Origin of the sequence: Mycobacterium sp. E735 (assembly GCF_001666955.1) — a bacterium.
Taxonomy (GTDB): domain Bacteria; phylum Actinomycetota; class Actinomycetes; order Mycobacteriales; family Mycobacteriaceae; genus Mycobacterium.
This window is the reverse complement of the sequence record NZ_LZIX01000058.1, coordinates 1-24,365: the sequence shown is the minus strand read 5'-3', so window position 1 is coordinate 24,365 and position 24,365 is coordinate 1. Positions and strand designations below refer to the sequence as shown.

At 67.0% G+C, this 24,365-nt stretch carries 21 protein-coding genes, 1 tRNA gene and 2 pseudogenes; 10 read left to right on the top strand and 14 right to left on the bottom strand.

Going from position 1 to position 24,365, the window contains the following annotated elements; genetic code table 11:
• Nucleotides 1-7 precede the first annotated feature (7 nt).
• From A5704_RS04520 to dnaA, 8 genes are all read right to left on the bottom strand, one after another.
• Nucleotides 8-81: transfer RNA gene (locus A5704_RS04520), tRNA-Ile, on the bottom strand.
• Between the two features lie 59 nt (nucleotides 82-140).
• Nucleotides 141-1,040 carry a DUF3566 domain-containing protein gene (locus A5704_RS04515; RefSeq protein ID WP_067779102.1) on the bottom strand — a complete coding sequence of 300 codons (900 nt, stop codon included), beginning with the start codon at nucleotides 1,038-1,040 and terminating at the stop codon, nucleotides 141-143.
• Between the two features lie 107 nt (nucleotides 1,041-1,147).
• Nucleotides 1,148-3,667 carry a DNA gyrase subunit A gene (gene gyrA, locus A5704_RS04510; protein ID WP_067756296.1) on the bottom strand — a complete coding sequence of 840 codons (2,520 nt, stop codon included), beginning with the start codon at nucleotides 3,665-3,667 and terminating at the stop codon, nucleotides 1,148-1,150.
• A gap of 38 nt (nucleotides 3,668-3,705) precedes the next feature.
• Nucleotides 3,706-5,739: a DNA topoisomerase (ATP-hydrolyzing) subunit B gene (gyrB, locus tag A5704_RS04505; RefSeq protein WP_067779105.1), complete on the bottom strand. Its 2,034-nt coding sequence runs from the start codon at nucleotides 5,737-5,739 to the stop codon at nucleotides 3,706-3,708.
• Between the two features lie 256 nt (nucleotides 5,740-5,995).
• Entirely contained in the window at nucleotides 5,996-6,556 is a 561-nt protein-coding gene (locus A5704_RS04500) for a DUF721 family protein (RefSeq protein ID WP_067756303.1), read from the bottom strand.
• Nucleotides 6,553-7,710 (bottom strand): DNA replication/repair protein RecF, encoded by a 1,158-nt coding sequence (gene recF / locus A5704_RS04495; protein WP_067887561.1) that lies wholly within the window; start codon nucleotides 7,708-7,710, stop codon nucleotides 6,553-6,555. The genes A5704_RS04500 and recF overlap by 4 nt, the downstream gene beginning before the upstream one ends.
• Nucleotides 7,711-8,910 (bottom strand): DNA polymerase III subunit beta, encoded by a 1,200-nt coding sequence (gene dnaN, locus A5704_RS04490; RefSeq protein ID WP_067756308.1) that lies wholly within the window; start codon nucleotides 8,908-8,910, stop codon nucleotides 7,711-7,713.
• Nucleotides 8,911-9,446: 536 nt separating this feature from the next.
• Complete coding sequence (gene dnaA, locus A5704_RS04485; RefSeq protein ID WP_067756365.1) at nucleotides 9,447-10,979, bottom strand: chromosomal replication initiator protein DnaA; 1,533 nt, start codon at nucleotides 10,977-10,979, stop codon at nucleotides 9,447-9,449.
• Between the two features lie 609 nt (nucleotides 10,980-11,588).
• On the opposite strand from dnaA, the gene rpmH reads away from it, so the two are divergent.
• The 9 genes from rpmH to A5704_RS04450 all read left to right on the top strand — a co-directional run bounded on the left by rpmH (nucleotide 11,589) and on the right by A5704_RS04450 (nucleotide 18,027).
• Nucleotides 11,589-11,732, top strand: a complete 144-nt coding sequence (gene rpmH / locus A5704_RS27375) for a 50S ribosomal protein L34 (protein ID WP_073880743.1) — start codon at nucleotides 11,589-11,591, stop codon at nucleotides 11,730-11,732.
• Between the two features lie 23 nt (nucleotides 11,733-11,755).
• On the top strand, nucleotides 11,756-12,115 hold the full coding sequence (rnpA, locus tag A5704_RS27370; protein WP_067756311.1) for a ribonuclease P protein component: 360 nt from the start codon (nucleotides 11,756-11,758) through the stop codon (nucleotides 12,113-12,115).
• Nucleotides 12,112-12,456, top strand: a complete 345-nt coding sequence (yidD, locus tag A5704_RS27365; RefSeq protein WP_082950519.1) for a membrane protein insertion efficiency factor YidD — start codon at nucleotides 12,112-12,114, stop codon at nucleotides 12,454-12,456. The genes rnpA and yidD overlap by 4 nt, the downstream gene beginning before the upstream one ends.
• On the top strand, nucleotides 12,440-13,558 hold the full coding sequence (gene yidC / locus A5704_RS04475) for a membrane protein insertase YidC (RefSeq protein ID WP_082950518.1): 1,119 nt from the start codon (nucleotides 12,440-12,442) through the stop codon (nucleotides 13,556-13,558). The genes yidD and yidC overlap by 17 nt, the downstream gene beginning before the upstream one ends.
• Before the next feature lie 81 nt (nucleotides 13,559-13,639).
• Nucleotides 13,640-14,203: a R3H domain-containing nucleic acid-binding protein gene (locus A5704_RS04470; RefSeq protein WP_067756319.1), complete on the top strand. Its 564-nt coding sequence runs from the start codon at nucleotides 13,640-13,642 to the stop codon at nucleotides 14,201-14,203.
• Nucleotides 14,204-14,262: 59 nt separating this feature from the next.
• Entirely contained in the window at nucleotides 14,263-15,000 is a 738-nt protein-coding gene (gene rsmG, locus A5704_RS04465) for a 16S rRNA (guanine(527)-N(7))-methyltransferase RsmG (protein WP_067887558.1), read from the top strand.
• A complete protein-coding gene (locus A5704_RS04460) occupies nucleotides 14,997-16,001 on the top strand; it encodes a ParA family protein (protein WP_082954770.1) in 1,005 nt (334 codons plus the stop codon). The genes rsmG and A5704_RS04460 overlap by 4 nt, the downstream gene beginning before the upstream one ends.
• A 23-nt stretch (nucleotides 16,002-16,024) precedes the next feature.
• Complete coding sequence (locus tag A5704_RS04455; RefSeq protein WP_067756325.1) at nucleotides 16,025-17,008, top strand: ParB/RepB/Spo0J family partition protein; 984 nt, start codon at nucleotides 16,025-16,027, stop codon at nucleotides 17,006-17,008.
• Between the two features lie 266 nt (nucleotides 17,009-17,274).
• Nucleotides 17,275-18,027 carry an acetyltransferase gene (locus A5704_RS04450; RefSeq protein WP_067887555.1) on the top strand — a complete coding sequence of 251 codons (753 nt, stop codon included), beginning with the start codon at nucleotides 17,275-17,277 and terminating at the stop codon, nucleotides 18,025-18,027.
• On the opposite strand, the gene A5704_RS04445 is transcribed toward A5704_RS04450, so the two are convergent.
• The 6 genes and pseudogenes from A5704_RS04445 to A5704_RS04420 all read right to left on the bottom strand — a co-directional run.
• Complete coding sequence (locus A5704_RS04445; protein ID WP_067756331.1) at nucleotides 18,024-19,244, bottom strand: N-acetylmuramoyl-L-alanine amidase; 1,221 nt, start codon at nucleotides 19,242-19,244, stop codon at nucleotides 18,024-18,026. The two genes, A5704_RS04450 and A5704_RS04445, sit on opposite strands and share 4 nt — an antisense overlap.
• Before the next feature lie 133 nt (nucleotides 19,245-19,377).
• Entirely contained in the window at nucleotides 19,378-19,731 is a 354-nt protein-coding gene (gene trxA / locus A5704_RS04440; RefSeq protein WP_067756334.1) for a thioredoxin, read from the bottom strand.
• Entirely contained in the window at nucleotides 19,728-20,735 is a 1,008-nt protein-coding gene (trxB, locus tag A5704_RS04435; protein WP_067781336.1) for a thioredoxin-disulfide reductase, read from the bottom strand. The genes trxA and trxB overlap by 4 nt, the downstream gene beginning before the upstream one ends.
• A gap of 90 nt (nucleotides 20,736-20,825) precedes the next feature.
• The gene (locus A5704_RS04430) at nucleotides 20,826-21,554 is read right to left on the bottom strand and encodes a hypothetical protein (RefSeq protein ID WP_067756339.1); all 729 of its coding nucleotides are present in this window, start codon (nucleotides 21,552-21,554) and stop codon (nucleotides 20,826-20,828) included.
• A complete protein-coding gene (gene sigM, locus A5704_RS04425) occupies nucleotides 21,547-22,158 on the bottom strand; it encodes an RNA polymerase sigma factor SigM (protein WP_067756342.1) in 612 nt (203 codons plus the stop codon). Before sigM ends, A5704_RS04430 begins: the two co-directional genes overlap by 8 nt.
• Before the next feature lie 63 nt (nucleotides 22,159-22,221).
• Nucleotides 22,222-24,180: pseudogene (locus A5704_RS04420) on the bottom strand (murein biosynthesis protein MurJ); the annotation flags it as partial.
• Between A5704_RS04420 and A5704_RS27360 the strand changes: the two are divergent.
• Nucleotides 24,173-24,365, top strand: a pseudogene (locus A5704_RS27360) (hypothetical protein); the annotation flags it as partial. The pseudogenes A5704_RS04420 and A5704_RS27360 overlap by 8 nt on opposite strands.

Genomic DNA, 24,365 nt, shown 5'->3' with positions numbered 1-24,365 from the left:
ATGGTTGTGGGCCTAGGAGGACTCGAACCTCCGACCTCTTCGTTATCAGCGAAGCGCTCTAACCGCCTGAGCTATAGGCCCGTACACGCGTACGGCCGAGCGACGAGATTACCGCAATTGCCGCCCGACCCCCAAAAACGCTAGTCGCGGTCGGCCAACGTCACCTCGATGCCGCCGATCAGATCGGTGGTCAGGTTGTAGACGAACGCGGCGATGGTGGCCATCGCCGTCAACAACACGATGTTGACCAGGCCGATCAACACGGCCCCGCCGAAGATGGTGCCGCTGGAGACCAGTTCGCCGCTGCTGCCGCTGGTGTTGTTCAGCAGGTCGCCGACGTTGCTGTTCAGCTTCGACCACACGCCCATGCCGCCGAGGACGAGATACAGGAACGCCACGGCGATCATCCAGACGAAGAACAACGCGACCGAGAGCAACAGCGAGACCTTCAGCGTGCTCCACGGATCGATCCGGCGGATCTGCATGCTGGCCCGCACGGGCCCGCGCGGTCGCCGCGACACCTGGGTGCGGCTCTCGCGGGTCTCGCGGCCCTCCCGGTTTTCCGTGGCCGACGACCGGCCGGATCCCGCCTGGGTCGACGGCTCCGGCGCGCGGTCGGGTGACGCTTTGCGCTGGGGGCCCCGCGGAATCGGGCCGGACAGGTCGGGCAACTCGCTGGCGTAAGCCTCCGCCGGCGGCCCGTCGCCACGCCCCTGCGGGGCGTCGTTGTCGTGCGGCGGGTTTTTGCCCTGCGCGGGTGCACCGGGGGCCGCGGTGCCGGAGATGAACCGGTTGAGCCGCGCCTCGACACCACTGGGCGGGCCGGACTGGCGCGCCTCGGTGGGCGGCTCGGTCTGCCGTTGCGGCGCCTGCAGGGGCCGGGGACCGCCACGCTGCCACGGCGGTGAGTCCCCGGCGTCCGGAGCGCGGCCGGCCGGTGCGGGCGGCGTCGCGCGGTGGGCGCCGGCACGCTCGGCCGAGCCATCCCCATTAAGGCCATCGCCCTGTTTGGGGGCGCCCGGCTCGTTCGGTGAGGTCACCCCGACTCCTTAGCTCTCCTGCCACGGCCGCGGGGGCGTCGCATTTTGTCCGGTCGGGCCGAGTCTAATTGCCCGGCCGTTCGTCGGACCGCGCGGATTGTCAACGACTAGCCGTCTGCGTCCGCGGCGCCTTCCGCTTCGTCGACGACTTCGTCCGCGTTCTCCTCGGCGTTGCGCGCGATGGCCAGCAGCGTGTTGTCCTCGCCCAGGTTCATCAGGCGAACACCCTTGGTCTGCCGTCCCGCCTTACGGACCTGCCTCGCCGCCGTGCGGATTACCCCGCCGCCGGAGGTGATGGCGTAGAGCTCGCTGTCTTCGTCGACGATCAGCGCGCCCACCAGCTTGCCGCGCCGCCGGTCGTACATCACCGTCAGCACGCCCTTGCCGCCGCGGCCCTGCACCGGATACTCCTCGATCGCGGTGCGCTTGGCGTAGCCGCCGGACGTCGCCACCAATAGGTACGTGCCCTCGCGAACCACGTTGAGCGACAACAGGTAATCGTCGGTGTTGAACCGCATGCCCTGGACGCCGGAGGTGGCGCGGCCCATCGGGCGCAGCGCCTCGTCGGTCGCCGAGAACCGGATGGATTGGCCGTTGGCCGATACCAGCAGCAGGTCCTCGTCCGACGAGCACAGCACCGCGCCGACGAGCTCGTCGTTGTCGCGCAGGTTGATCGCGACGATTCCACCCGATCGGTTCGAGTCGAAGTCGGTCAGCTTGGTCTTCTTGACCAGGCCGTTGCGCGTGGCCAGCACCAGGTACGGGGCGTCCTCGTAACTTCGGATCTGGATGACCTGGGCGATGCGCTCCTCGGGCTGGAAGGCCAGCAGGTTCGCCACGTGCTGACCGCGCGCCGTCCTGGACGCCTCGGGCAGTTCGTACGCCTTGGCGCGATAGACCCGGCCCTGCGTGGTGAAAAACAGGATCCAGTCGTGCGTCGAGCTGACGAAGAAGTGCTTGACGATGTCGTCCTGCTTGAGACCGGCGCCCTGCACGCCCTTGCCGCCGCGCTTCTGGCTGCGGTAGAGGTCGGACTTGGTTCGCTTGGCATAACCGGTCTCGGTGATGGTGACGACGACCTCTTCGCGGGCGATCAGGTCCTCATCGTTGACGTCACCGTCGGCCGCGATGATCCGGGTCCGCCGATCGTCGCCGTGCTTGTCGACGATCTCGGCGAGCTCGTCGTGAACGATCCCGCGCTGCCGTTCCGGCTTGGCCAGGATGTCTTCCAGGTCGGCGATCTCGGCCTCGATCTTGGCCAGGTCGTCGATGATGCGCTGGCGCTCCAGAGCGGCCAGGCGACGCAACTGCATGTCGAGGATGGCCTGGGCCTGGATCTCATCGATGTCGAGCAGCTCGATAAGTCCGGCCCGGGCGATGTCGACGGTTTCCGACGCCCGTATCAGCGCGATGACCTCGTCCAGCGCGTCGAGCGCCTTGACCAGACCGCGCAGGATGTGGGCGCGTTCGTTGGCCTTGCGCAGCCGGTAGGTGGTGCGCCGGACGATGACGTCGAGTTGGTGCGCGACGTAGTAGCGGATCATCTGGTCGAGCCGCAACGTGCGCGGCACCCCGTCGACGATCGACAACATGTTGGCGCCGAAGCTGGTTTGCAGCTGGGTGTGCTTGTAGAGGTTGTTCAGCACCACCTTGGCCACCGCGTCGCGCTTAATCTCGACGACGATGCGCAGGCCGACCCGATCGCTGGACTGGTCCTCGATGTTGGCGATTCCGGTAAGCCTGCCGTCGCGGACCTGCTCTGCGATCGACGTGATGAAGTTGTCGTGGTTGACCTGATAGGGCAACTCGGTGATGACGATCGAGGTGCGGCCCCGCGAATCTTCTTCTATCTCAACGACTCCGCGCATCCGGATCGATCCCCGACCGGTGGTGTAGGCATCGTGGATGCCCTGCGACCCGACGATCAGACCGTGGGTGGGGAAGTCCGGGCCCTTGACCCGCTCGCAGACTGCGGCCAGGGTGGCTTCTTCGTCGGCCTCGTGGTTGTCCAGGCACCAGTAGACGGCCTCGGCCAGCTCGCGCAAGTTGTGTGGCGGGATGTTGGTCGCCATCCCGACCGCGATGCCGCCGGAGCCGTTGGCCAGCAGGTTGGGGAACCGGCTGGGCAGCACGGTCGGCTCCTGCACCCGGCCGTCGTAGTTCGGGATGAAATCGACTGTCTCCTCGTCGATTTCACGCAGCATCTCCATGGCAAGCGGGGTTAGCCGCGCCTCGGTGTAGCGCATCGCGGCTGGTGGATCGTTGCCCGGAGAGCCGAAGTTACCCTGACCGTCGACCAGTGGGTACCGCAGCGACCACGGCTGCGCCATCCGCACCAGGGTGTCGTAGATCGACGCGTCGCCGTGGGGGTGGTAGTTGCCCATCGTCTCGGCGACCGAGCGCGCCGACTTGGCGTGACTGCGGTCCGGGCGGAAGCCCGAGTCGTACATCGCATAAAGCACGCGGCGGTGTACCGGCTTGAGCCCGTCACGCACCTCTGGCAGCGCGCGCCCGACGATCACGCTCATCGCGTAATCGATGTAGCTGCGCTGCATCTCCTGCTGAATGTCGACCGGTTCGATGCGGTCGCCGGCCTCGTCGCCGGGTGGCAGCGTGGTGTCAGTCATCTATTCCCCTTTGTGGGTTGGCGTGCCTGACGAGTACGTCAGACATCCAGGAAGCGAACGTCTTTGGCGTTGCGGGTGATGAAGCTGCGGCGCGCGTCGACGTCCTCGCCCATCAGGATCGAGAACAACTCGTCGGCGGCCGCGGCGTCGTCCAGGGTGACCTGGCGCAGCACCCGGACCGACGGGTCCATCGTGGTCTCCCACAATTCTTTCGCGTCCATCTCACCCAGGCCCTTGTAGCGCTGGATGCCGTCCTCTTTGTTGATCTTCTTGCCGGCTTTGAGCCCGGCCTCGAGCAGGCCGTCGCGTTCGCGATCGGAGTAGGCGAACTCCGGGTCGGTCCGCTGCCACTTCAGCTTGTACAGCGGCGGCTGCGCGAGGAAGACGTGCCCGTTTTCGATCAGCGGCCGCATGAAGCGGAACAGCAACGTCAGCAGCAGGGTCGAGATGTGCTGGCCGTCGACGTCCGCGTCGGCCATCAACACGATCTTGTGGTAGCGCAACTTGCTGATGTCGAATTCGTCGTGGATGCCGGTGCCGAGCGCGGTGATGATCGCCTGGACCTCCGTGTTCTTCAGCACCCGGTCGATGCGCGCCTTTTCGACGTTGATGATCTTGCCTCGCAACGGCAGGATCGCCTGGAACATCGAGTCGCGGCCACTCTTCGCCGAGCCGCCCGCCGAATCGCCCTCCACCACATATAGTTCGGATTTCCGCGGGTCGGTAGAGCGGCAGTCCGCGAGCTTCCCGGGTAGCCCCCCGAGGTCGGTGGCGCTCTTGCGGCGCACCAGCTCGCGCGCCTTGCGGGCCGCGATCCGCGCTTGTGCCGACGAAACCGCCTTGTTCACAACGGTTTTCGCCTCAGAGGGGTTGGCCTCGAACCAGTGCGTCAACTGTTCGTTGCACACCCTCTGCACGAACGATTTGACCTCGGTGTTACCCAGTTTGGTCTTGGTCTGGCCCTCGAACTGGGGCTCAGCGACCTTGACCGAGATGACCGCCGCCAGGCCTTCCCGGATGTCGTCGCCGGTGAGGTTGGCGTCCTTCTCCTTGAGCAACTTCTTGTCTTTGGCGTACTTGTTCACCACCGAGGTCAGGGCGCTGCGGAAGCCCTCTTCATGGGTGCCGCCCTCATGGGTGTTGATGGTGTTGGCGAAGGTGTGGACCGACTCCGAGTAGCCGCCGTTCCATTGCATGGCGATTTCGACCTCGTGACCGGTGCCTTTTCCGTCGAAGTCGATGACGCTCTGCTGGATCGGGCTCTTGGTGCGATTGATGTGCTTGACGAAGTCGACCAGGCCGCCGGGGTAGTGGAACGTGCGGTGCTTGACCTTGTGCGGCGCAGCGTTTTCCGCCGCCTTCTCCTCCGCGGACTTGGGCGCTTCGGCGGTGTCGCTGACCACTTCGTCGACGACCTCGTCCTGCTCGACTCGTTCGTCGGTGAGGTTGATCGTGAGGCCCTTGTTCAGAAACGCCATCTCCTGCAGGCGGCGTGCGACGGTCTCGAAGTCGTACTCCAGCGTTTCGAAGATCTCAGGGTCGGCCCAGAACCTGATCGTGGTTCCGGTCTTCTTGGTTGACTCACCCTGCTTGAGGGTGCCGGGCACGGCACGGTCGTAATACTGGAACCATTCGTGGCCGTCGCGTTTGATGTTGACTTCCAGCCGGGTGGACAGCGCGTTGACCACCGACACGCCGACGCCGTGCAACCCACCACTAACCGTGTAGCCGCTGTTTTCGCCACCGAACTTGCCGCCGGCGTGCAGCTGCGTCATCACCACGTCGACGGTTGGGGCGCCGGTCGCGTGCATGGCCACCGGGATGCCGCGCCCGTCGTCGGCCACCTCCACGCTGCCGTCGTCGAGGAGCCGCACATCGACCCGGGTGGCGTAACCGGCCATCGCCTCGTCCACCGAGTTGTCGACTACCTCCCAAATGAGGTGGTGCAGACCGCGCTCACCGGTGGACCCGATGTACATGCCGGGGCGTTTGCGGACGGCCTCCAGGCCCTCGAGCACGGTGATCGCTGACGCGCCGTATTCGTCTTGCGCCTTCTTCTTCTGGGCAGCCACGGTCGGAATGCTCTCCTTGGGGTTTCATGCGGGCGGTTCCAGTCACCGCATCAGCCGCATGCAGCCAGTCTACCGTGATGAGCCGCCCGCACCGATTCTCTGGGCGCGTTTCCACCTAGCTAACTGCGCCGTGCGGGCGATTTCTCTGTTGACGCCGCGTCCCGACGTGCGTCAACCCGCTTCACGTCGTCCTGGCGGCTTTCAGCGGCCTGTTGATGAAACCGTGTCTGGGGATGGTTCGTCGCCGGTCGCGCCGTTAACCGTAGGTGTCGCGCGGGCCCCTTCCGGCGATGTGGCGCGGCCCCTTGCGCCACGACGGCGCCACGGGCCCGGTGATTTTCAACTGCGTGACCACACCGTTGCCCACGGCCGCGGCGATCTTGGCCAACAGTTGCGACTGAATCATCCGCAATTGCGTGGCCCACGCGGTCGATTCGGCGGCCACGCTGAGGACCCCGTCGCTCAACGCCGTCGGCGTCGCGTGGTCGGCGATCTGCTGACCGACCACGGACGCCCAGTTTCCGAGCACGGTTCCTTCGGCCACCTGCGCCGACCACCCGCGCTTCTTGGCCAAGTCCCGGGCGAGACGGCCGAGGGGCTGGGGATCGCGGGCGTCCGGGCCGGGCCCCGACCAGCTTCGGCGATGCCCCGCGACGCGGCGGCTCGGCGCCGGGGTCGCGCGGCCGCGGCCGGCATCCTTGCCTTGCGCGCGGGCCGCGGCGCGGGCTTCCTCGAGCGTGCGCCGAACCAAGTCGATGCCGCGCAGCAGGCCCGGGTCGGCCGGCGTCGATTCTTGTTCGTCGCCGCTGCCCGTCATGACCTCACCACCGAGACCCGGCCGAGGTCGTCGTCGCGCAAATCAATCGGTATCTGCCTGGCGGCCCAGTCCGCCGGAATGTCCTCGACCACCGCGGCGGTGACCAACACCTGCTCCGCGGATTCCGCCACCGTCGCCAACGCCCTACGGCGGGCCGCATCGAGTTCGGCGAATACGTCATCGAGTAAGAGCACCGGTTCGCTGCCGTCGGCGCGCAACAACTCGTAGGAGGCCAGCCGCAGCGCCACCGCGAAGGACCATGATTCCCCATGGCTGGCAAAGCCTTTGGCGGGTTGGTCACCGAGCCAGAGGTCGAGATCGTCGCGATGGGGGCCCACCAGAGACATGCCCCGCTCCAATTCCGCGGCACGGCGCTCGGCCAGCGCCGCCAACAAAGCGGTTTCCAGGAAATCGCGATCGGTCCCCGCCGCGTCCGGTGTGGCATGCGCCCCGAGGCTGGTTCGGTAGGCGATCGAGGCGGGCCGCGAGGCCGGCGCGAGCAGTTGGTAGGCCTTCTCCACTTCGGGTGCCAACTCATTCACCAGGTCGATCCGCGCGGCCATCAACTCGGCGCCGTGTTCCGCCAACCGGCTGTCCCACACGTCGAGGGTGTCCAGGGCGCTGCGGTCAGCCCGGTGCCGGATTCCGGCCGCGGATTTCAACAGCGCCGTACGCTGGCGCAGCACCTTCTCGTAGTCCGACCGCACCGCGGCGACCGCCGGCCGCCGCACCGTCGCCAAATCGTCGAGGTAGCGTCGCCGCTCCGACGGATCCCCCCGGACCAGGGCCAGGTCTTCGGGAGCAAAAAGCACGGCGCGCAAGACGCCGATCACCTCCCGCGTGCTGCGCACGGGCGAACGATTGAGCCGCGCCTTATTAGCCCGCCCCGCCGCGATCTCCAGGTCGATCGCGCACTCTCGACCCTCGTTGACGACGATCGTCGACACCACAGCCCGTTCGGCGCCCGCCCTGATCAGGGGGGTATCGGTGCCAACCCGATGCGACCCCAACGTGGTCGAAAACCACAGCGCCTCAATGAGATTCGTTTTACCGAACCCGTTGGAACCGACAAACACCGTCCGGCCCGGCTCCAATTCGAGGTCGGCGTGCGCCCAGGACCGGAAATCGCGCAGTCCCAAATGCCGGACGTACACCTATCCGGGCAACCGAACTGGCATCAGCAGGTAGACGTAATCCGTCGGTAATGCCGCGAAGGGTCCGCTGCCGGTGGGTGAACTGTCGTCACCCGACGCCGGACGCAGCAGCGCCGGCTTCCCGGGGGTGGTGAAACCGAATGACACCCGTTCGGAATGGACCGCGGCCAGCCCGTCGGTGAGGTAGGTCGGGTTGAACGCGATCGTCAACGGCTCGCCCACGAAGTCGACGGCGAGGTCCTCTTCGGCGCGGCCCACGTCGTCGGCACCCGCAGACAACCGCAGCGAGCCTTCGGAGAATTCCATCCGCACCTGGGCACCCCGGTCCGCGACCAACGCCACCAGCTTGATCGCCTCGGTCAGCTCGGCGACGTTGATGGTCGCCACCGCCGTGTGCTCGGCGGGCAACAGTTGACGGAACTTCGGGAACTCCGCATCCAACAGCCGCGTCGTGCTCCGCTTGCCGTTGCCGCTGATGCCGAGCAACCCGTCCTTGCCAACGCCGCTGCCGGCCCCCAAGGACAACCGAACCTCGGAACCGTCGGCACCCGCCCGGGCGGCCTCGGCCAAAGTCTTCGCCGGCACCAGCACCGCGGCTTCGATGTCGGGCGACGACGCTGACCAAGTCAGCTCGCGCACCGCCAGCCGGAACCTGTCGGTGGCGGCCAAAACCACCGTGTTGCCCGAGATCTCGACCCGGATTCCGGTCAACATCGGCAACGTGTCATCACGGCCGGCCGCGATGGCCACCTGGCTGATGGCCTCCGCGAAGAGATCCGCGGCCAATGCGCCGGTCTCTTCCGGCAAGCCCGGCAGCGTCGGGTAATCCTCGACCGCCATCGTCGGCAGCGAGAATCGGGCACTTCCGCAGTTCAACGCGACGCGGTTGCCGTCGACGTAGAAGTCGACCGGCTTGTTCGGCAGCGCGCGGGTGATGTCCGATAACAACCTTCCGGAAACCAAAACACTTCCGGGAGAAGCTATTTCGGCTGCCACCTGCGCTTCGGCGGAAACTTCGTAGTCGAATCCGGAGATCGTCAGGCCCGCATCGGTCCCGGATAACAACACTCCAGAGAGCACCGGCACCGCCGGCCGGGTCGGCAGGTTCTTCGCCACCCACGACACCGCGTCGGCGAAGGACTCCCGCACCAAACGAAACTTCAAGTCGCTGAGGCCAGCTCTTGTCGTCGCCGCGTCCATAGCGTCCCTTCACCTACCGAGAGTTTTAAAGTCCAGTGGCTAGCCGTCTCCGCTAGCACGGGGCTCCGCGACGAACGCCACTGACACGTCGTGCCAACGACGACCGCAACGGCAGTCGAAGAACAACCGTAGATCGTCCGAGGCCATCTTGAAAGCTAATCGGGAACCCTGACAAGCGTGGTTACCGGCGCATCCGTGCGGGGTGTTCGACCAAGCGTCCCCAACGCTGTATTTCAAAGAAGAAACGACGAAGAGATCTCAGTACTAGTAATAAGGCCTGTGCATCCTGGGGACAGCCGGGGTTCGACGCAGCTAGGGCGGGCATGGGGCTGTGGATGACGGGGTGCATAACTGTGAGTCCGGTGTTGGGCCATTGGGGAGCGAGGGCGGTTGTGCACGCGGCGTCCCGTAGTACACGGGTGTTTGGTTGCGTTGTGCACAGTGCTGCGCACAAGGCCCGGGTGTGGCGGGTGTGACAGGCGGGCGGGAAGTTTTTTGGAAAAAATGTGCCGGCGGGCGGTCGGGGCGGCCCGGAGTCAGCGCTTGGAGCGCTGGCGGATACGGGTGGTGAGCTCTTTGACGTGATCGAAGACCTCACGACGCTCGGCCATTTCGGACAGGATCTTGCGCTGCGCGTACATCACCGTGGTGTGATCGCGCCCGAATGCCTGTCCGATCTTGGGCAGCGACAGGTCGGTGAGCTCGCGGCAGAGATACATCGCGATCTGGCGTGACTGCGCCAGGGCGCGCGTCTTGCCGGGCCCGCGGAGTTCTTCCACTGTGGTGTCGAAGTACTCAGCGGTGGCAGCCATGATTGTTGCCGCGCTGATCTGCATCGTGCTGGCGTCGGCGATGAGGTCACGCAGCACGATTTCGGCCAGCGCCTTATCGATCGGAGTCTTGTTCAACGAGGCGAACGCGGTGACCCGAATCAGGGCGCCCTCGAGTTCGCGGATGTTGCGTTCGATGCTGCTGGCAATGAGTTCGAGGACGTCGTCGGGAACCGCAAGTCGCTCCATTTGTGCTTTCTTGCGCAAGATGGCGATGCGGGTCTCGAGTTCGGGTGGCTGGACGTCGGTGATCAGGCCCCACTCGAACCGCGTCCGGAGGCGGTCTTCGAGGGTGGCGAGCTGCTTGGGCGGCCGGTCGGAGGAGATGACGATCTGCTTGTTGGCGTTGTGCAGCGTGTTGAAGGTATGGAAGAACTCCTCCTGAATACCTTCCTTGCCCTCGATGAACTGGATGTCATCGACGAGCAGCACGTCGACGTCGCGGTAGCTGCGCTTGAAGGCGACCTTGCGGTCGTCGCGAAGCGAGTTGATGAAGTCGTTGGTGAACTCCTCGGTGGATACGTATTTCACTCGCATCCCCGGGAAGAGTCGCTGCGCGTAGTTGCCCGCGGCATGCAACAGGTGGGTCTTGCCCAGGCCGGACTCACCCCAGATGAACAACGGGTTGTAGGCGCGCGCCGGCGCTTCGGCGATCGCCAGGGCCGCCGCATGCGCGAAGCGATTCGAAGCTCCGATGACGAACGTGTCGAACGTGTAGCGCCGGTTCAGGCTCGTCCCGCCGGCAACGGCCGGATCTGTGGGGTGCGGCCGCTCGGTGAAATAGTTCGGCCAACTCTGCTGTGCACTGTCGCTGACTTCGCCGTTTTCGTCGGGCTCATCGATTTCGATGGGGTCGTCGTCCGGCAGCGGTGCTTCGGATTGAGCGAACGGTTCGGCGTGCGGGATCAGGGAGTCGTCGATGTCGTCGTCGGGCGGTGCGATGCGGACCCCGAGCTGGATCTGTTGCCCGAGGCGACGGCTGAGGGCGTCGGTGATCGGGGCGCGGAGATGACGTTCGATTTCGTTCTGTACGAAACTGCTCGGCACCGATAAGAGGGCGAACCCCTCGACGATGGTCAGCGGCTGAACCAGATTCAGCCACGCCCGCTGTTGGGGAGTGAGGGGAGTGATGAGCGTTGTGCGGTTGGCGGCCACGCCGTCCGGGGTGGATTCCCCGTTGAGCTCCGAAACGACCGCGTTCCAGACGGTCGTGAAACCTGAACCGGGGTCATCGGTCAACGACGCATCCCCCTGGTTCTCGAGCATCCCGGGTCCAAGTACAACCGCGCTGGTGGACAAAGCAACTGTCCACATAGTTATACACAGGTGTGGACAGGATGAGCGTATGCGAGCCACAACCTACCGGCGACGGCTCGCGATCTCCGTGCTGGAAGAAAACCTTTATCAAGGCCGTCTAGGCAGCTAGTCGATCCACCATCCTCGCTTCGTTGTCGAGCGCCGTTGCAGTCTAAAACGACACTGGCAGAAGCTAACAGTTTTCCGTGCGGCTGCCAACCGTTCTGCTGCATTCCAATCGAGTTGTTTAGGGTTCGTTGGGCCTAGTTCGGCTCGTCGCCGGTTCGGACCGGGGTGCGGTCCTGCCGCCGGGGTGGCGTTTTTCGGCGGGGACCGCGCGGGTTCGTTGGGGCAGGCCAGGTTTGACCAGGCGAAGCCTGGTCAGTACCCTCAAACAGTCGCCCGAAAGTCGGCGATGCGGCTGCGACCCAGGTCTGCCTGGGGACCGCGCCGGCCAGCAGCAAGATTACCTCCGACCGACCCGCAGACGAACCTTGAGCGAGACAGTCTGGCCGGCCGGATGGAAATGCGAGACACAACGAGGAGAACGTCGTGGCCAAGGGCAAGCGGACCTTCCAGCCGAACAACCGGCGCCGAGCCCGCGTGCATGGCTTCCGGTTGCGCATGCGCACCCGCGCCGGACGCTCGATTGTGTCGAGTCGGCGCCGTAAGGGGCGCCGCGCGCTATCTGCCTGATCGCAACGTCGGGTCTTTCGGCGGTGCTTCCGGCACGCAACCGCATGCGGCGGTCAACGGAGTTTGACGCGACGGTGAAGCACGGGATTCGTGCGGCGCAGCCCGACGTTGTCGTCCATCTCCGCCGGACAGACGGTGACGCGCCAACGGCCCCGCACGTCGGATTGATCGTCGGCAAGTCCGTCGGTTCGGCGGTCGACCGCCATCGGGTGTCGCGCCGGCTGCGGCATGTCGCGCGATCCGTTCTGGGTGAGCTCCGGGAATCCGACCAGGTGGTCATCCGGGCGTTGCCCGGCAGTCGGACGGCATCGTCGGCGCGGTTGGCGGAAGAGTTGCGTCGCGGATTACGCCGGGCGCTCGAAGCCGCGGGACGGGACCGGTGACGGCGCCTGCGTCGGCGCGGGCCGTCATCCGCACGGCGGGGACCGCGGCCGCCCGAGGTCTGATCTCGCTGATCCAGCTGTATCGGCACATGGTTTCGCCCTTGCGGCCGGCGACGTGTCGCTTCGTTCCGACGTGCAGCCAGTATGCGGTCGACGCGTTGACCGAATACGGCTTGATGCGGGGGAGTTGGTTGGCCGCGATCAGGCTCGCCAAGTGCGGGCCATGGCATCGGGGCGGATGGGATCCGATCCCGGAACGCCCGGAATGCGCGCACTTCGAAGACGTCAGCGCCGTGGCGGCATTCGCGCCGGCGCGAGGGGAGAGTGGAACCTTTGTTTGATTTCTTTAGCCTCGACTTCGTCTACTACCCGGTGTCGTGGATCATGTGGGTTTGGTACAAGCTCTTCGCAGCGATGCTGGGGCCGTCGAGCTTCTTCGCGTGGGCCCTGTCGGTGATGTTCCTGGTTTTCACCCTCCGCGCGTTGCTCTACAAGCCGTTCGTGCGGCAGATCCGCACCACGCGGCAGATGCAGGAACTGCAGCCGCAAATCAAGGCGCTGCAGAAGAAGTACGGCAAGGACCGCCAGCGGATGGCGCTGGAGATGCAGAAGCTGCAACGCGAGCACGGGTTCAACCCCATCCTCGGTTGTCTGCCGATGCTTGCCCAGATCCCGGTGTTCATCGGGCTCTACCACGTGCTGAGGTCGTTCAACCGAACAACCGGGGGCTTCGGCCAGCCGCACCTGTCGGTGGCCCAGAACCGGCTCACCGGAAACTACGTGTTCACGCCGACGGACGTCGGGCACTTTTTGGACGCGAACCTGTTCGGCGCCCCGATCGGCGCGTTCATGACGCAGCGGACCGGGTTGGACGCGTTCACCCACTTCAGCCGGCCGGCCGTCATCGCGGTCGGTGCGCCGGTGATGATCCTGGCCGGCATCGCGACGTACTTCAACAGCCGGGCATCGGTGGCGCGGCAAAGTCCTGAGGCCGCGGCCAATCCGCAGACCGCGATGATGAACAAGCTTGCGCTGTACGTGTTCCCGCTCGGCGTCGTCGTCGGTGGCCCGTTCCTGCCGCTCGCGATCATCTTGTACTGGTTCGCGAACAACATTTGGACATTCGGTCAGCAGCACTACGTGTTCGGCATGATCGAGAAAGAGGACGAGGCCAAGAAGCAAGAAGCGCTGGAACGTCGAGCGGCCAATGCTCCGGCACCGGGGGCCAAACCCAAGCGAAGCCCCAAGGCCGGACAGCCGGCGGGCAACGGATCACCGGCCGCCGGGGAGGGGGAGGCGGACTCCGATGGCTCTGACGGCTCCGATGGCGACGGCGCGGCGGTGAAGCCACCGGCGGATAAGCCGAATCCCAGTGGACAGAACGGCGGCGCGGCGAACCGCACCCCGCGGCCGGGCGCGCGGCCCAAGAAACGCAAACGCTGACAAGGGAGACAGAGCCACGCCGGGCCGCCTCGGGCGGGTGACCCCGATTGGCAGGAACCCATGGATGAGGGAGAGAAAGACATGACGGACGCAGACACCACCACCCAACCCGACGTCGACGCCGAGCTCGAGGAACGGTCCGAAAACGGGGCCGAGGCGGGTGCGGACGAACCCGACGACCTGGAGGAGCGGCTGGTCGCCGAGGGGGAGATCGCCGGCGACTACTTGGAGGAGTTGCTGGACCTGCTGGACTTCGACGGAGACATCGACCTGGACGTCGAGGGCAACCGGGCGGTGGTGAGCATCGACGGCAGCGACGACTTGAACAAGTTGGTGGGCCGCGGCGGCGAGGTGCTCGACGCGCTGCAAGAGCTCACCCGATTGGCCGTGCACCAGAAGACCGGTGTCCGGAGCCGGCTGATGCTCGACATCGCCAGTTGGCGTCGGCGGCGTCGCGAGGAGTTGGCCGCGCTGGGCGACAAGGTGGCGCGGCGGGTGCTGGAATCCGGTGAACGCGAGGAGCTGTCCCCGATGACGCCGTTCGAACGCAAGATCGTTCACGACGCCGTCGCGGCGGTGCCCGGCGTGCACAGCGAGAGCGAGGGCGTGGAGCCCGCGCGACGGGTCGTCGTTCTTCACGACTAGCGAGTTACAGCGGTGTAGTTCCGGCGCCGAGGCACCCATTGCGTCAGGCAAAGCAGAGGATGTTTCACGTGAAACATGTCGGCCCCGTCGAACCCTCGGCGGCCCCGTCCGACCCACCGCAGCCCGGCGCCGCGCCCGAGGCGGCGGAGGCGATCTTCGGCCCGCGGCTTGATCTCGCCCAGCGGTACGCGCAACTGCTGGCCGGTCCGGGAGTGGAACGAGGACTGCTCGGACCGCGCGAAGTGGACCGCGTCTGGGACCGCCATCTGCTCAACAGCGCCGCCGCCGCCGAGCTGCTGGAGGAGGGGGAGCGGGTCGTCGACATCGGCAGCGGCGCAGGGCTACCCGGGATCCCGCTCGCGCTCGCGCGGCCGGACGTCGAGATGGTGCTCCTGGAACCGCAGCTGCGCCGAAGTGAATTTCTCGCGGAGGTCGTCGACCAACTAGGGTTGGCCGTCGAAGTGGTCCGCGGCCGTGCCGAGGAACTGTGGGTGCGCCATCAGTTCGGGGAAAGGGATGCGGCGGTGTCACGAGCGGTTGCGTCGTTGGACAAGTTGGCGAAGTGGAGCATGCCGTTGCTACGGCCCGGGGGCCGGATGCTCGCGATCAAGGGCGAGCGCGGCCGCGAGGAAGTTGAACAGTACCGGCGTGTGATGGCAGCATCGGGCGCCGTTGATGCCAGGGTGGTGACATGTGGCGCGACCTATTTGCGTCCCCCCGCAACCGTAGTTATAGCGCGACGCGCAGAGCGGCCGCGACGACAGCCGGCACGGATGGGGAAGGCGGGGAAGCGATGAGCACTCCGGGAGAATCGCCGACCGCCTCGGGCCCGTCCCCGAACGCCACGCCCGTCCAGACGCCCGCCGGGCCGGATGTCCCCGCGCCCCTCGTCCCAGGTGCCATCGAGGACTCGGCGGCCAATGTTTCACGTGAAACAGTGGCCGAGTTCGACACCCCGATCGGGGCGGCCGCGGAGCGCGCGATGCGCGTTCTGCACACCACCTACCCGCCGCTGCGCCGGCCGCGCCACCGCCGCATCCTCACCGTGGCCAATCAAAAGGGCGGAGTCGGTAAGACCACCACCGCCGTCAACCTCGCCGCCGCGCTCGCCCTGCAGGGGCTCAAGACCTTGGTCATCGACCTCGACCCGCAGGGCAACGCCAGCACGGCGCTCGGCATCACCGACAGGCAATCCGGTACGCCCTCGTCGTATGAGGTGCTCATCGGCGAGGTTTCCGTCAAGGACGCCCTGCGGCGCAGCCCCCACAATGACCGCCTGTTCTGCGTACCGGCCACCATCGACTTGGCCGGTGCCGAGATCGAACTGGTCAGCATGGTGGCGCGCGAGAACCGGTTGCGGACGGCCCTGGCCGACCTGGACGATCTCGACTTCGACTACGTCTTCGTCGACTGCCCGCCGTCGCTGGGGCTGCTCACCATCAACGCGCTCGTCGCCGCGCCCGAGGTGATGATTCCGATCCAGTGCGAGTACTACGCCCTGGAGGGCGTGTCCCAGCTGATGCGCAACATCGAGATGGTCAAGGCACACCTCAACCCGCAGCTCAACGTCAGCACCGTGGTGCTCACGATGTACGACGGCCGGACCAAGCTGGCCGACCAGGTCGCCGAAGAGGTGCGCCGTTACTTCGGTGCCAAGGTGCTGCGCACGGTGATCCCGCGCAGCGTCAAAGTCTCGGAGGCGCCGGGCTACAGCATGACCATCATCGACTACGACCCCGGATCGCGCGGGGCGATGAGCTACCTCGACGCGAGCCGCGAGCTCGCCGAACGTGATTGACCACCAGCCGTGAAGGGACGACCATGACGCAGCCGTTACGCAAGAAGGGCGGCCTCGGCCGGGGCCTCGCTTCGCTGATCCCGACGGGCCCCGCCGAGGGCGACTCGGGTCCCGCGACCCTGGGCCCGCGGATGGGGGATGCGGCGGCCGACGTGTTGATCGGGGGACCGGGACCCGACCTGGCCCCGGCGGGCGCGGTGTATCGCGAGATCGCGCCGTCGGACATCGAGCCCAACCCACGCCAGCCGCGGCAGGTGTTCGACGACGAGGCGCTCTCCGAACTGGTGCACTCCATCCGCGAGTTCGGATTGCTGCAGCCGATCGTCGTGCGTGCCGTTCCCGGCGCCAAGACGGGACCCCGCTATCAGATCGTGATGGGGGAGCGGCGCTGGCGGGCGGCCCAAGAAGCGGGGCTCGCCACCATCCCCACCATCGTGCGCGAAACGGGCGACGACAATCTGCTCCGCGACGCACTACTCGAGAACATCCACCGGGTGCAGTTGAACCCCTTGGAAGAGGCGGCGGCATACCAACAGCTGCTCGACGAATTCGGCGTCACCCACGACGAACTCGCCTCCCGAATCGGCCGCTCGCGACCGCTGATCACCAACATGATCCGGTTGCTCAAGCTGCCGATCCCGGTGCAGCGGCGGGTGGCGGCGGGCGTGCTGTCGGCCGGCCATGCCCGCGCCCTCTTGTCGCTGGAAGCCGGGCCCGAGGCGCAAGAGGAACTGGCCAGCCGGATCGTCGCGGAGGGACTGTCAGTGCGGGCGACCGAGGAGGCGGTGACGCTGGCGAATCGGGCCGGCGCGACCACCCCCGCACCCCAGCGTCGCAAGCCGATCCAGATGCCCGGCCTCCAGGAGGTGGCCGAGCGGTTGTCGAACGCCTTCGACACGCGGGTGACGGTCAGCCTGGGCAAGCGCAAGGGCAAGATCGTCGTGGAGTTCGGGTCCGTCGACGATTTGCAGCGAATTATCGACATGATGACCGCCGCGAAAGCATGACCCCGCCATACCCTGTAATTACGTCACTGTGACACCGGAGCGGTCACGGACCGGCAACGACCGGGGCTCGGCGTCGCGGCATTACGAAAGCGCATGCGTTTCAAGGATTTTCGGTAACGAAACGGGTGAGACGCTAACGCGCCGACCGTGCCTGGGCCGTGACCGGCCCCTCGCGGCCAAAGCTGGCCCGATTGCGACATCCTCTCCTATCCTGGAGGGGTTGCCGGTGCAATTGGCTGCAGTACCGCACAGGAGCCAGGAGGCTAGTGTCCGCTCGAATCACACCGTTGCGCCTCGAGGCGTTCGAGCAGCTTCCCAAGCATGCGCGCCGTTGCGTGTACTGGGAGGTCGACCCGGCGACCCTCGGTAACCAGGACCACCTCGCCGACCCCGAGTTCGAGAAGGAAGCGTGGCTGTCGATGGTCATGCTGGAGTGGGGCTCGTGCGGTCAGGTCGCGACCGCGGTCACCGACGACAGAAGCCACAGCGAACCGCCGTGCCTGGGCTATGTCTTCTACGCGCCGCCGCGGGCGGTGCCGCGCGCCCAGCGATTCCCCACCGCTCCCGTGTCCGCGGACGCGGTCCTGCTGACGTCGATGGGTATCGAGCCGGGGCAAGCCACCGACGACCTGCCGCATGGTCTCCTCGCCCGGGTGATCGATGAACTGGTCCGGCGCGGGGTGCGGGCCCTGGAAGCCTTCGGACGCACCCCGGCGGCCTCGGAGTTGCAGGATCCGCAGGCGGCAAGCCCGGACGTGCGGCCGGTGCTGGAGGCCGTTGGTGATTGCTCGGTGGACAATTGCGTGCTGGACGCCGAATTCTTGCAGGCCGCGGGTTTCGTTGTGGTCGCGCCGCATCCGTACTTTCCGCGGCTGCGACTCGAGTTGGACAAAGGCCTGGGATGGAAGGCCGAAGTCGAGGCGGCCCTGGAGCGACTGCTGGAAAACGCACAGTTGCAAGAGCCGGTCGGAGCCGGGACCGCCGCGGGAAATACGTTGCGCGGCGCCGAGATCGGCTAGGAGCCGCCGAGCCGGCTGGCCCGCTCCACCGACAGTTCGTGAGCCAGCAGTTCGGCGAAGGTGAAAGTACCGGTCGGCCGGTCGTTCTTGCCCAGCAGGTAGAGCCGCTTGACCGCGGCGAGAATTCCTTCGGCGATGGCATCGCGGGTTTGCGTGGAGATCAGCATCGCGCGATCGTTCGGATTGGTGATGTAGCCGACGTCGACCTGTACGGTTGGCATCCGGGTCAGGCGCAGCAGATCCCACGTCCGGCCATGTGTCCGGCAATCCCGTAACCCCGTGCGGGCCACCACTTCTCGTTGGATGAAGTCCGCGAGGTTGCGCCCGATCGTGGAGACCGAGCCGTGTGAGTTCCCGAAATGAAAGGAAGCGACGCCGTTGGCCGCGGGGCTGGGCTGGTTCTCGCAGCGCAAGCTGATCATCAGGTCCGCCCCGACGTTGTTGGCCGTGGCGGCGCGTTCGGCGTCGGACGGGCTGCGGTTGACCGGTCGCGAAAGGAAGGTCTCCATGCCGATGGCGGTCATCCGTCCCTCGAGCCGGCTCGCCAAGTCCCACAACACGTCTGCTTCGCTGACCGGTCCCGACGGGCCGTGCATCAGCTCTCCGAGGTCCGTGCCGCCGCGGCCCGGATCGATGATGATCCGCTTGCCCGACAGCTTCGGCCCGGAGCGCCGGACCAGCTCTTCTTCGCGAATCGCGTGCGGGGAGCCGCCCGTGACTCGGGAGCTCAGAAAATACAAGGAACGCAACGTTTCTGGGCCACAGATGCCGTCTGCGGCCAGCCCGTACTCACGCTGATAGGACATCAAGGCGTTGTGCGTCTGCAATCCGAAGTGTCCGTCGACCAGGCCGGTGTAGAAACCGAGGTCCTGAAGCCGGGCCTGCAGCGTCGCGACGTCGTCACCGTAGAGGGGGGCACCGAACTGGTGATAGAGCGTGCGCGCGCCGAGCCGGTAGGACGCCTCCTTCAACGCGCGGTAGGTGGCCTCGCCGACGATGCCGTCGACCAGCAGGCCGCGGTGCTGCTGGAAGGCCCGCACCGCCTGGTCGAGTTCGACGTCGAAAACCTCGGCGGGCACAAGCCGGCCGGTGGTGAGTTCGTCCTCCGGGGTGTCGAGCAGCCCTAGCGTTGCCAGCGTCGCCCGGATTTCGGTCACAGCTGCGCTGCGGTCACCACAGCGCAGCGCATCGCCGTATTCACGGCGCGGACTCGACATACCAAATGCCCTCCGGGACACATTGACAGGCTCACATCTGGGCAACAGCTAACAGCAATTGTCGCAGATGGATCGCCTAATCGGGAAAACCCCAGGCTGAACGCGGGGCGTGGTGCGGCGACTTAATCCAGGATCAGCTCAGGTTGGGAACCGCGTCCGAGAGCTCGCGCAGCAGCGCCGCCTTGCCCTTGGCACCGACGATCCGCTTCACCGGTTGGCCGTCTTTGAACAGGATCATGGTCGGAATCGAGACGACCTGGAAATCACGCGCGGTTACCGGGTTGGCGTCGACGTCGAGCTTGGCGATCGTGAGCTGCTCGCCTCGCTCGCTTGCGATCTCCTCGAGAACCGGCGCGACCATCTTGCACGGCCCACACCACGTGGCCCAAAAGTCAACCAGCACAGGCTTATTGCTGGACAACACCTCGGTGGAGAACGATGCGTCAGAGACTTCGATTGTGGCCCCGGCTTTTTCGGCGTCGGTCATTGAGGTGCTCCAATCATCTCAGTACTGCCAGGAAATTCGGTTGCGTCGCTTTGGGCGGCCGAGCTCGATTCGGCGTGGTCGGCCAGCCAGCGTTCGGCGTCAATGGCCGCCGAGCAGCCGCTGCCGGCGGCGGTGATGGCCTGCCGGTAGGTGCGGTCCACCAAGTCGCCTGCCGCGAAGACGCCTTCGATCGAGGTGGCGGTCGTGTGGCCCTTGACCAATACGTACCCGTCGGGGTCGGTGTCGAGCACATCGCGGACCAACTCCGAGCGTGGGTCGTGACCGATCGCCACGAAGACGCCCGTCACGGGCAAAGTGGATTCCTCCCCAGTCACGTTGTCGCGCAACCGCAAACCGGTCACCGTCTGATCACCGTCGACGCCGAGCACGGCCTTATTGGTCAAGATGGTGATCTTGTCGTTGTCCCGGGCGCGTTCCAGCATGATGCGTGACGCGCGGAACTCGTCGCGGCGGTGCACCAGGGTGACGCTGCGCGCGAACCGGGTCAAAAAGGTGGCCTCCTCCATCGCGGAGTCGCCGCCACCGATCACCGCGATGTCTTGATCTTTGAAGAAGAACCCGTCACAGGTCGCACACGAGCTCACGCCGCGGCCCAGCAGCTCCTGCTCGCCGGGCACCCCGAGGTACCGCGCCGCCGCGCCCATGGCCAAGATGATCGCCCGCGCGCGGAAAGTCTCGCCTTCGGCGGTGGTCACCGACTTGACCGGCCCGTCCAGCGACACCGACTCGACGTCTTCCATCCGCAGATCGGCCCCGAACCGGAGCGCCTGTTCGCGCATCTGGTCCATCAGCTCCGGGCCGGTGATGCCGTCACGGAATCCGGGGAAATTCTCCACCTCGGTGGTGGTCATCAACGCGCCACCAAACGACGTTCCCTCGAAGACCACCGGGGCCAGCTGCGCCCGCGCCGCATACAACGCGGCGGTGTACCCAGCGGGACCCGAACCGATGATGATCACGTCGTGCACAGTGTCGGCGGTCATAGAACCCTTTCAAGAAATCGTCCCTGGATTCGTACAAACGCCAGCGTAGGCACCGCTGTTCCCGGACGTCGGTCAACCCATCGCACCACACTAAGGGCGGGGGATCTCCGTGTTGGCCAACAGGCCGGTGTCGGCGGCGCTGCAGTTCAGTGCGACCGCGTAAACCGCCAGGCTGCGGGGAGCGTCGCCCGGCACCACCAGCACAACGCCGGGGCGAGCGTTGATCTCGACCGGCCGGGCGCCCAGCACCTGCGTGGACGCCGGGTAGCCCAGCCCGGTGAGGCAGGAGGCGCGCCGCGCCGGGTCGCCGAGCGGGCCGTAGTCCGGCGCCTGGGTAAGCAGGCCGAGAATCTCGTCCCGCGACAGCGGGATGGCCATCGGCGGCGTCGACACCGTGATGTGCTCGGCGGTCACCCCGGTGCTGGGGGCGGGCTCGGGCGCGCCGATCAGCGCCGCGGTGCCCACGCCGACCGCCGCGAGCAGGGCACCGACGCCGGCCACCCCGGCGACCACCCGCGCGGGCCCAACCCGCGGCCGGGCGGAGTGCGCGACGGGCTGGCCGGTTTCCGCCGATTCCAGCGCGGCCGAGATCCGGGCGGTCACCTCGGGAGGTACGTCGGGCGCCGGCGTGGCCCCCAACGTGGCGACGTCGCTGCGGGCCCGGTTGAGGGCGCGCAGGACTTTCTCGGCCTCCGGGTCGTCGCGAACCCGTTGACGCACGCGGGCCGCGGATTCGTCGTCGAGCAGGCCGGCCTGCAGGTCGGCGAGGAGTTCAACCGTCAGGGGCGGCTCGTCGCCATGGTCGTCGGCTTCACCCATCCGCCCCAGTGTCCGTCATGGGTCGCTTGACGGCCATGGGTGGGGCCGGGTCGGCCGCGGCGTTCAGGTAGCCGAGAAGTTCGGCGAGGCGCACGCGCGCCCGGGCGCATCGACTCTTGACGGTGCCCTCGGCGACACCCAGCAGCGCGGCGGTATCGGCCACCGAGTAGCCCTGCATGTCGACCGCCACCACCGCGGCCCGCTGCTCGACGGGCAGCCGCATCAAGGCGCGCTGCACCATCATCGCGGTCTCGACCTGGGCGGTCCGATCCGCCACCGCGTAGACGTCCTCCAGCGGGACGGTCGGGTGAGACTTGATGCGCCGCAGCCGGTCCAGGCACGCGTTGACGACGATGCGGTGCAACCAACTGCCGACGGCGGCGTCATGCCGGAACGCACCGGCGCCGCGGTGCGCCGAGAGCATGGCGTCCTGCAGCGCGTCCTCGGCGTCCTCGGCGGTACGGGTGGTGAGCCGGGCGAGGCGGTGCAGCTGGCGTTGGTGGCGCAGGAACAGTTCGCCGAAGGCGTGGCGGTCACCGGCGACATGCGCGGCCAAGAGCTCGGCATCACTGCGTTCGCGCTGGATGTCTCCCCGGGAGCCCACGGCCGGACACTAACCAATTGGTGGTGGGGCGGCACTTCACCATCGGGCGGATCTGTGAGCCGGTCAGGAAGCGGCCTGGACCGTGATCTCGAAAAAACCGGCCTGGCTCTTGCCGTTGGTGGTTCCCAAGGTGGAGATCCACACCAACAGGTTCGAGGTCGGGGACCCGGCTCGCACCGGGATCACGTTGTGGCCGGGCTTGAGTGTGAACGCGGGCGCCAGCACGGTGGTGTCGTTCAGGGACGCCGGTGACGCCGTGGACGACGAGCGGATCTCGACCTTGGTCCCGCTGCTGGGTGTGTCGATGGTGACCTGGCCGATCACCGTCGCGCTCGGAAGCTGCAGCATGAGCCCTTCACCCTGCTTGAAGTTGGGGAACGGGACGGCGTCGGTGTAGACCTCGGTGGCCCATGCGGTGGTGGGATCGCCGTCGATCGCCTGACCGGCCGTGCTCGCGTTGTCGGCGTCACCGTCGGGCGAGTAGACCGTCGCCTTGGTCGGCTTCACGACGCTGCCGGCGGCCGCCGAGCTCGGGGCCGACGCCGAGGTGGACGAGGACGGGCCGTTCAGCCCGAGCTCGTCCTTGTTCAGGCCGCCACCGACGTTGCCGAAGATCTTGCTCACCACCGACGCCAAGACCAGAAGGGCCACGATGATGACCGCAAGGCCGGCGCCCATGCCGATCAGCAGGTTGCGGCGCCGCCGCGCGAACGTTTCTTCGTCCGGGGCCACGGATTCGCGGGCGGTCGCCGGCGCGGGCGAATCATCGATCGGACCCAGCACCTCGGTCCGGTCGGCCACCGCGGTCGCCTGCTGCAACAAGTTCAAAAGTGTTGAGGCACTGCGTATCCCGCCGTCTTCCTGAACCGCCCGCACTGCGACGGCCGAAATCTGGAAGGGAATGCCGCGGTCGATGATCATCGGTTCGACGGGCTGGCCCGTCGAATCCCGTTCGGCCGGGGCGAGCCCACTACGCACGCTGGACTCGGTGAGCGGCCACCGATTGACCAGCAGGGCATACAGCGCGGCGCCGATGCCGCGGATATCGGCCTGCGGGCTCGCGTCGGGCATGGTGGCCGGGTAAGCGAGGACGACGTCGCCCTCGATGCTGACGCGGACCCGGCTCGGGTGGTCGATCGACAATGCGACGCCGGCCCGGTGGGCCGCGTCGGCGGCCGCGGCCAGCGACTGCATGGCGCGGACGGCGCCGACGGGAGACGGCGCGGTGTCGGCCACCTCCTGCAGCGAACCGCCGCGCACCCACTCGGAGACCACCAGGCCGCCGTGCCCGGTGTGGACCACGTCGAGCACCCGGGCAATGCCCGGCTTGTCGATCCGGCTCAGGCGCAGCGTGCGGGACAGGATCTCTTGCAGCACGTCGTCCGGCAACGCCCCGTCAGGGTCGACGAACGTCAGCGCCACCTGCCGGTCCAGCGCGGTGTCCAGCGCCTGCCAGAACTGCAGGGGCGGCGCTCCGCCGTGGAAGACCAGCAGCCGGTAGCGGCCACCGGCGATGCGGGCGCCGGGAACCAGGTGGACGTCGTCTCCCGACGGGTCCCCGCCGCGATCCCTGGGCGCGTCGAACGGGGCCGGACCGCGCCGCGCTTCGGGTGGCAGGTCGCCATTCGACGGGCGCGGCGCCGGTGATTCCGGCGGGCGTTCGGCGGGGATGTCGGGCTGGAAGTCGTCGGCAACCGGTCGTGGCAGCTCGGCACCCGACGCGGCACTCTCGATAGGGCGGTCGGTCACCTCCGGTCCTTTCGCTATCCGGGCTTGGGTTGCCCGCTCCGAAGGTCTGCGCCGGATCGGCTCCTGGACCGCATTTACCCCAGGCGGGGACGAATTCCTCTGCTCAGGGTACGTGACCGGGGCCCGGCGAGAATATTGGTCCTTTAGCACCGGTTTGCCGGGCACCGCCGCACGGCCGCCGAAGCGCCGCCGGACGACGTCCAGCGCCGCCTGCGCCTCCGGGACACGGGCGCCAAGCATGACCGCGGCCATGATCGGCAGCATGATCGCCGCCTCGATGCTGGCCGGTTTGGTGGCCCATGTGGCCGACCGGCTGTCGGGGCTCGGCGCGCTGACCGCGCAGGGCGGCGGCGCGGGGTCACTGCTGCGGCTGCTGATCCTGGCGGCGATCATGCTGCCGATCATGGCCGCGGTCATGCTTGGCGCCCGTGTCCCGGAGGCGCAGGCGGCGCTGGACG

Bases quoted from the DNA above. Each gene is read 5' to 3' on its own strand.
- gyrA (WP_067756296.1), bottom strand. From the start codon at position 3,667: ATGACTGACACCACGCTGCCACCCGGCGACGAGGCCGGCGACCGCATC.
- A5704_RS04500 (WP_067756303.1), bottom strand. From the start codon at position 6,556: ATGACGGGCAGCGGCGACGAACAAGAATCGACGCCGGCCGACCCGGGC.
- dnaN (WP_067756308.1), bottom strand. From the start codon at position 8,910: ATGGACGCGGCGACGACAAGAGCTGGCCTCAGCGACTTGAAGTTTCGT.
- A5704_RS04470 (WP_067756319.1), top strand. From the start codon at position 13,640: ATGACGGACGCAGACACCACCACCCAACCCGACGTCGACGCCGAGCTC.
- rsmG (WP_067887558.1), top strand. From the start codon at position 14,263: ATGTTTCACGTGAAACATGTCGGCCCCGTCGAACCCTCGGCGGCCCCG.
- A5704_RS04460 (WP_082954770.1), top strand. From the start codon at position 14,997: ATGAGCACTCCGGGAGAATCGCCGACCGCCTCGGGCCCGTCCCCGAAC.
- A5704_RS04455 (WP_067756325.1), top strand. From the start codon at position 16,025: ATGACGCAGCCGTTACGCAAGAAGGGCGGCCTCGGCCGGGGCCTCGCT.
- A5704_RS04445 (WP_067756331.1), bottom strand. From the start codon at position 19,244: ATGTCGAGTCCGCGCCGTGAATACGGCGATGCGCTGCGCTGTGGTGAC.
- trxA (WP_067756334.1), bottom strand. From the start codon at position 19,731: ATGACCGACGCCGAAAAAGCCGGGGCCACAATCGAAGTCTCTGACGCA.
- trxB (WP_067781336.1), bottom strand. From the start codon at position 20,735: ATGACCGCCGACACTGTGCACGACGTGATCATCATCGGTTCGGGTCCC.
- A5704_RS04430 (WP_067756339.1), bottom strand. From the start codon at position 21,554: ATGGGTGAAGCCGACGACCATGGCGACGAGCCGCCCCTGACGGTTGAA.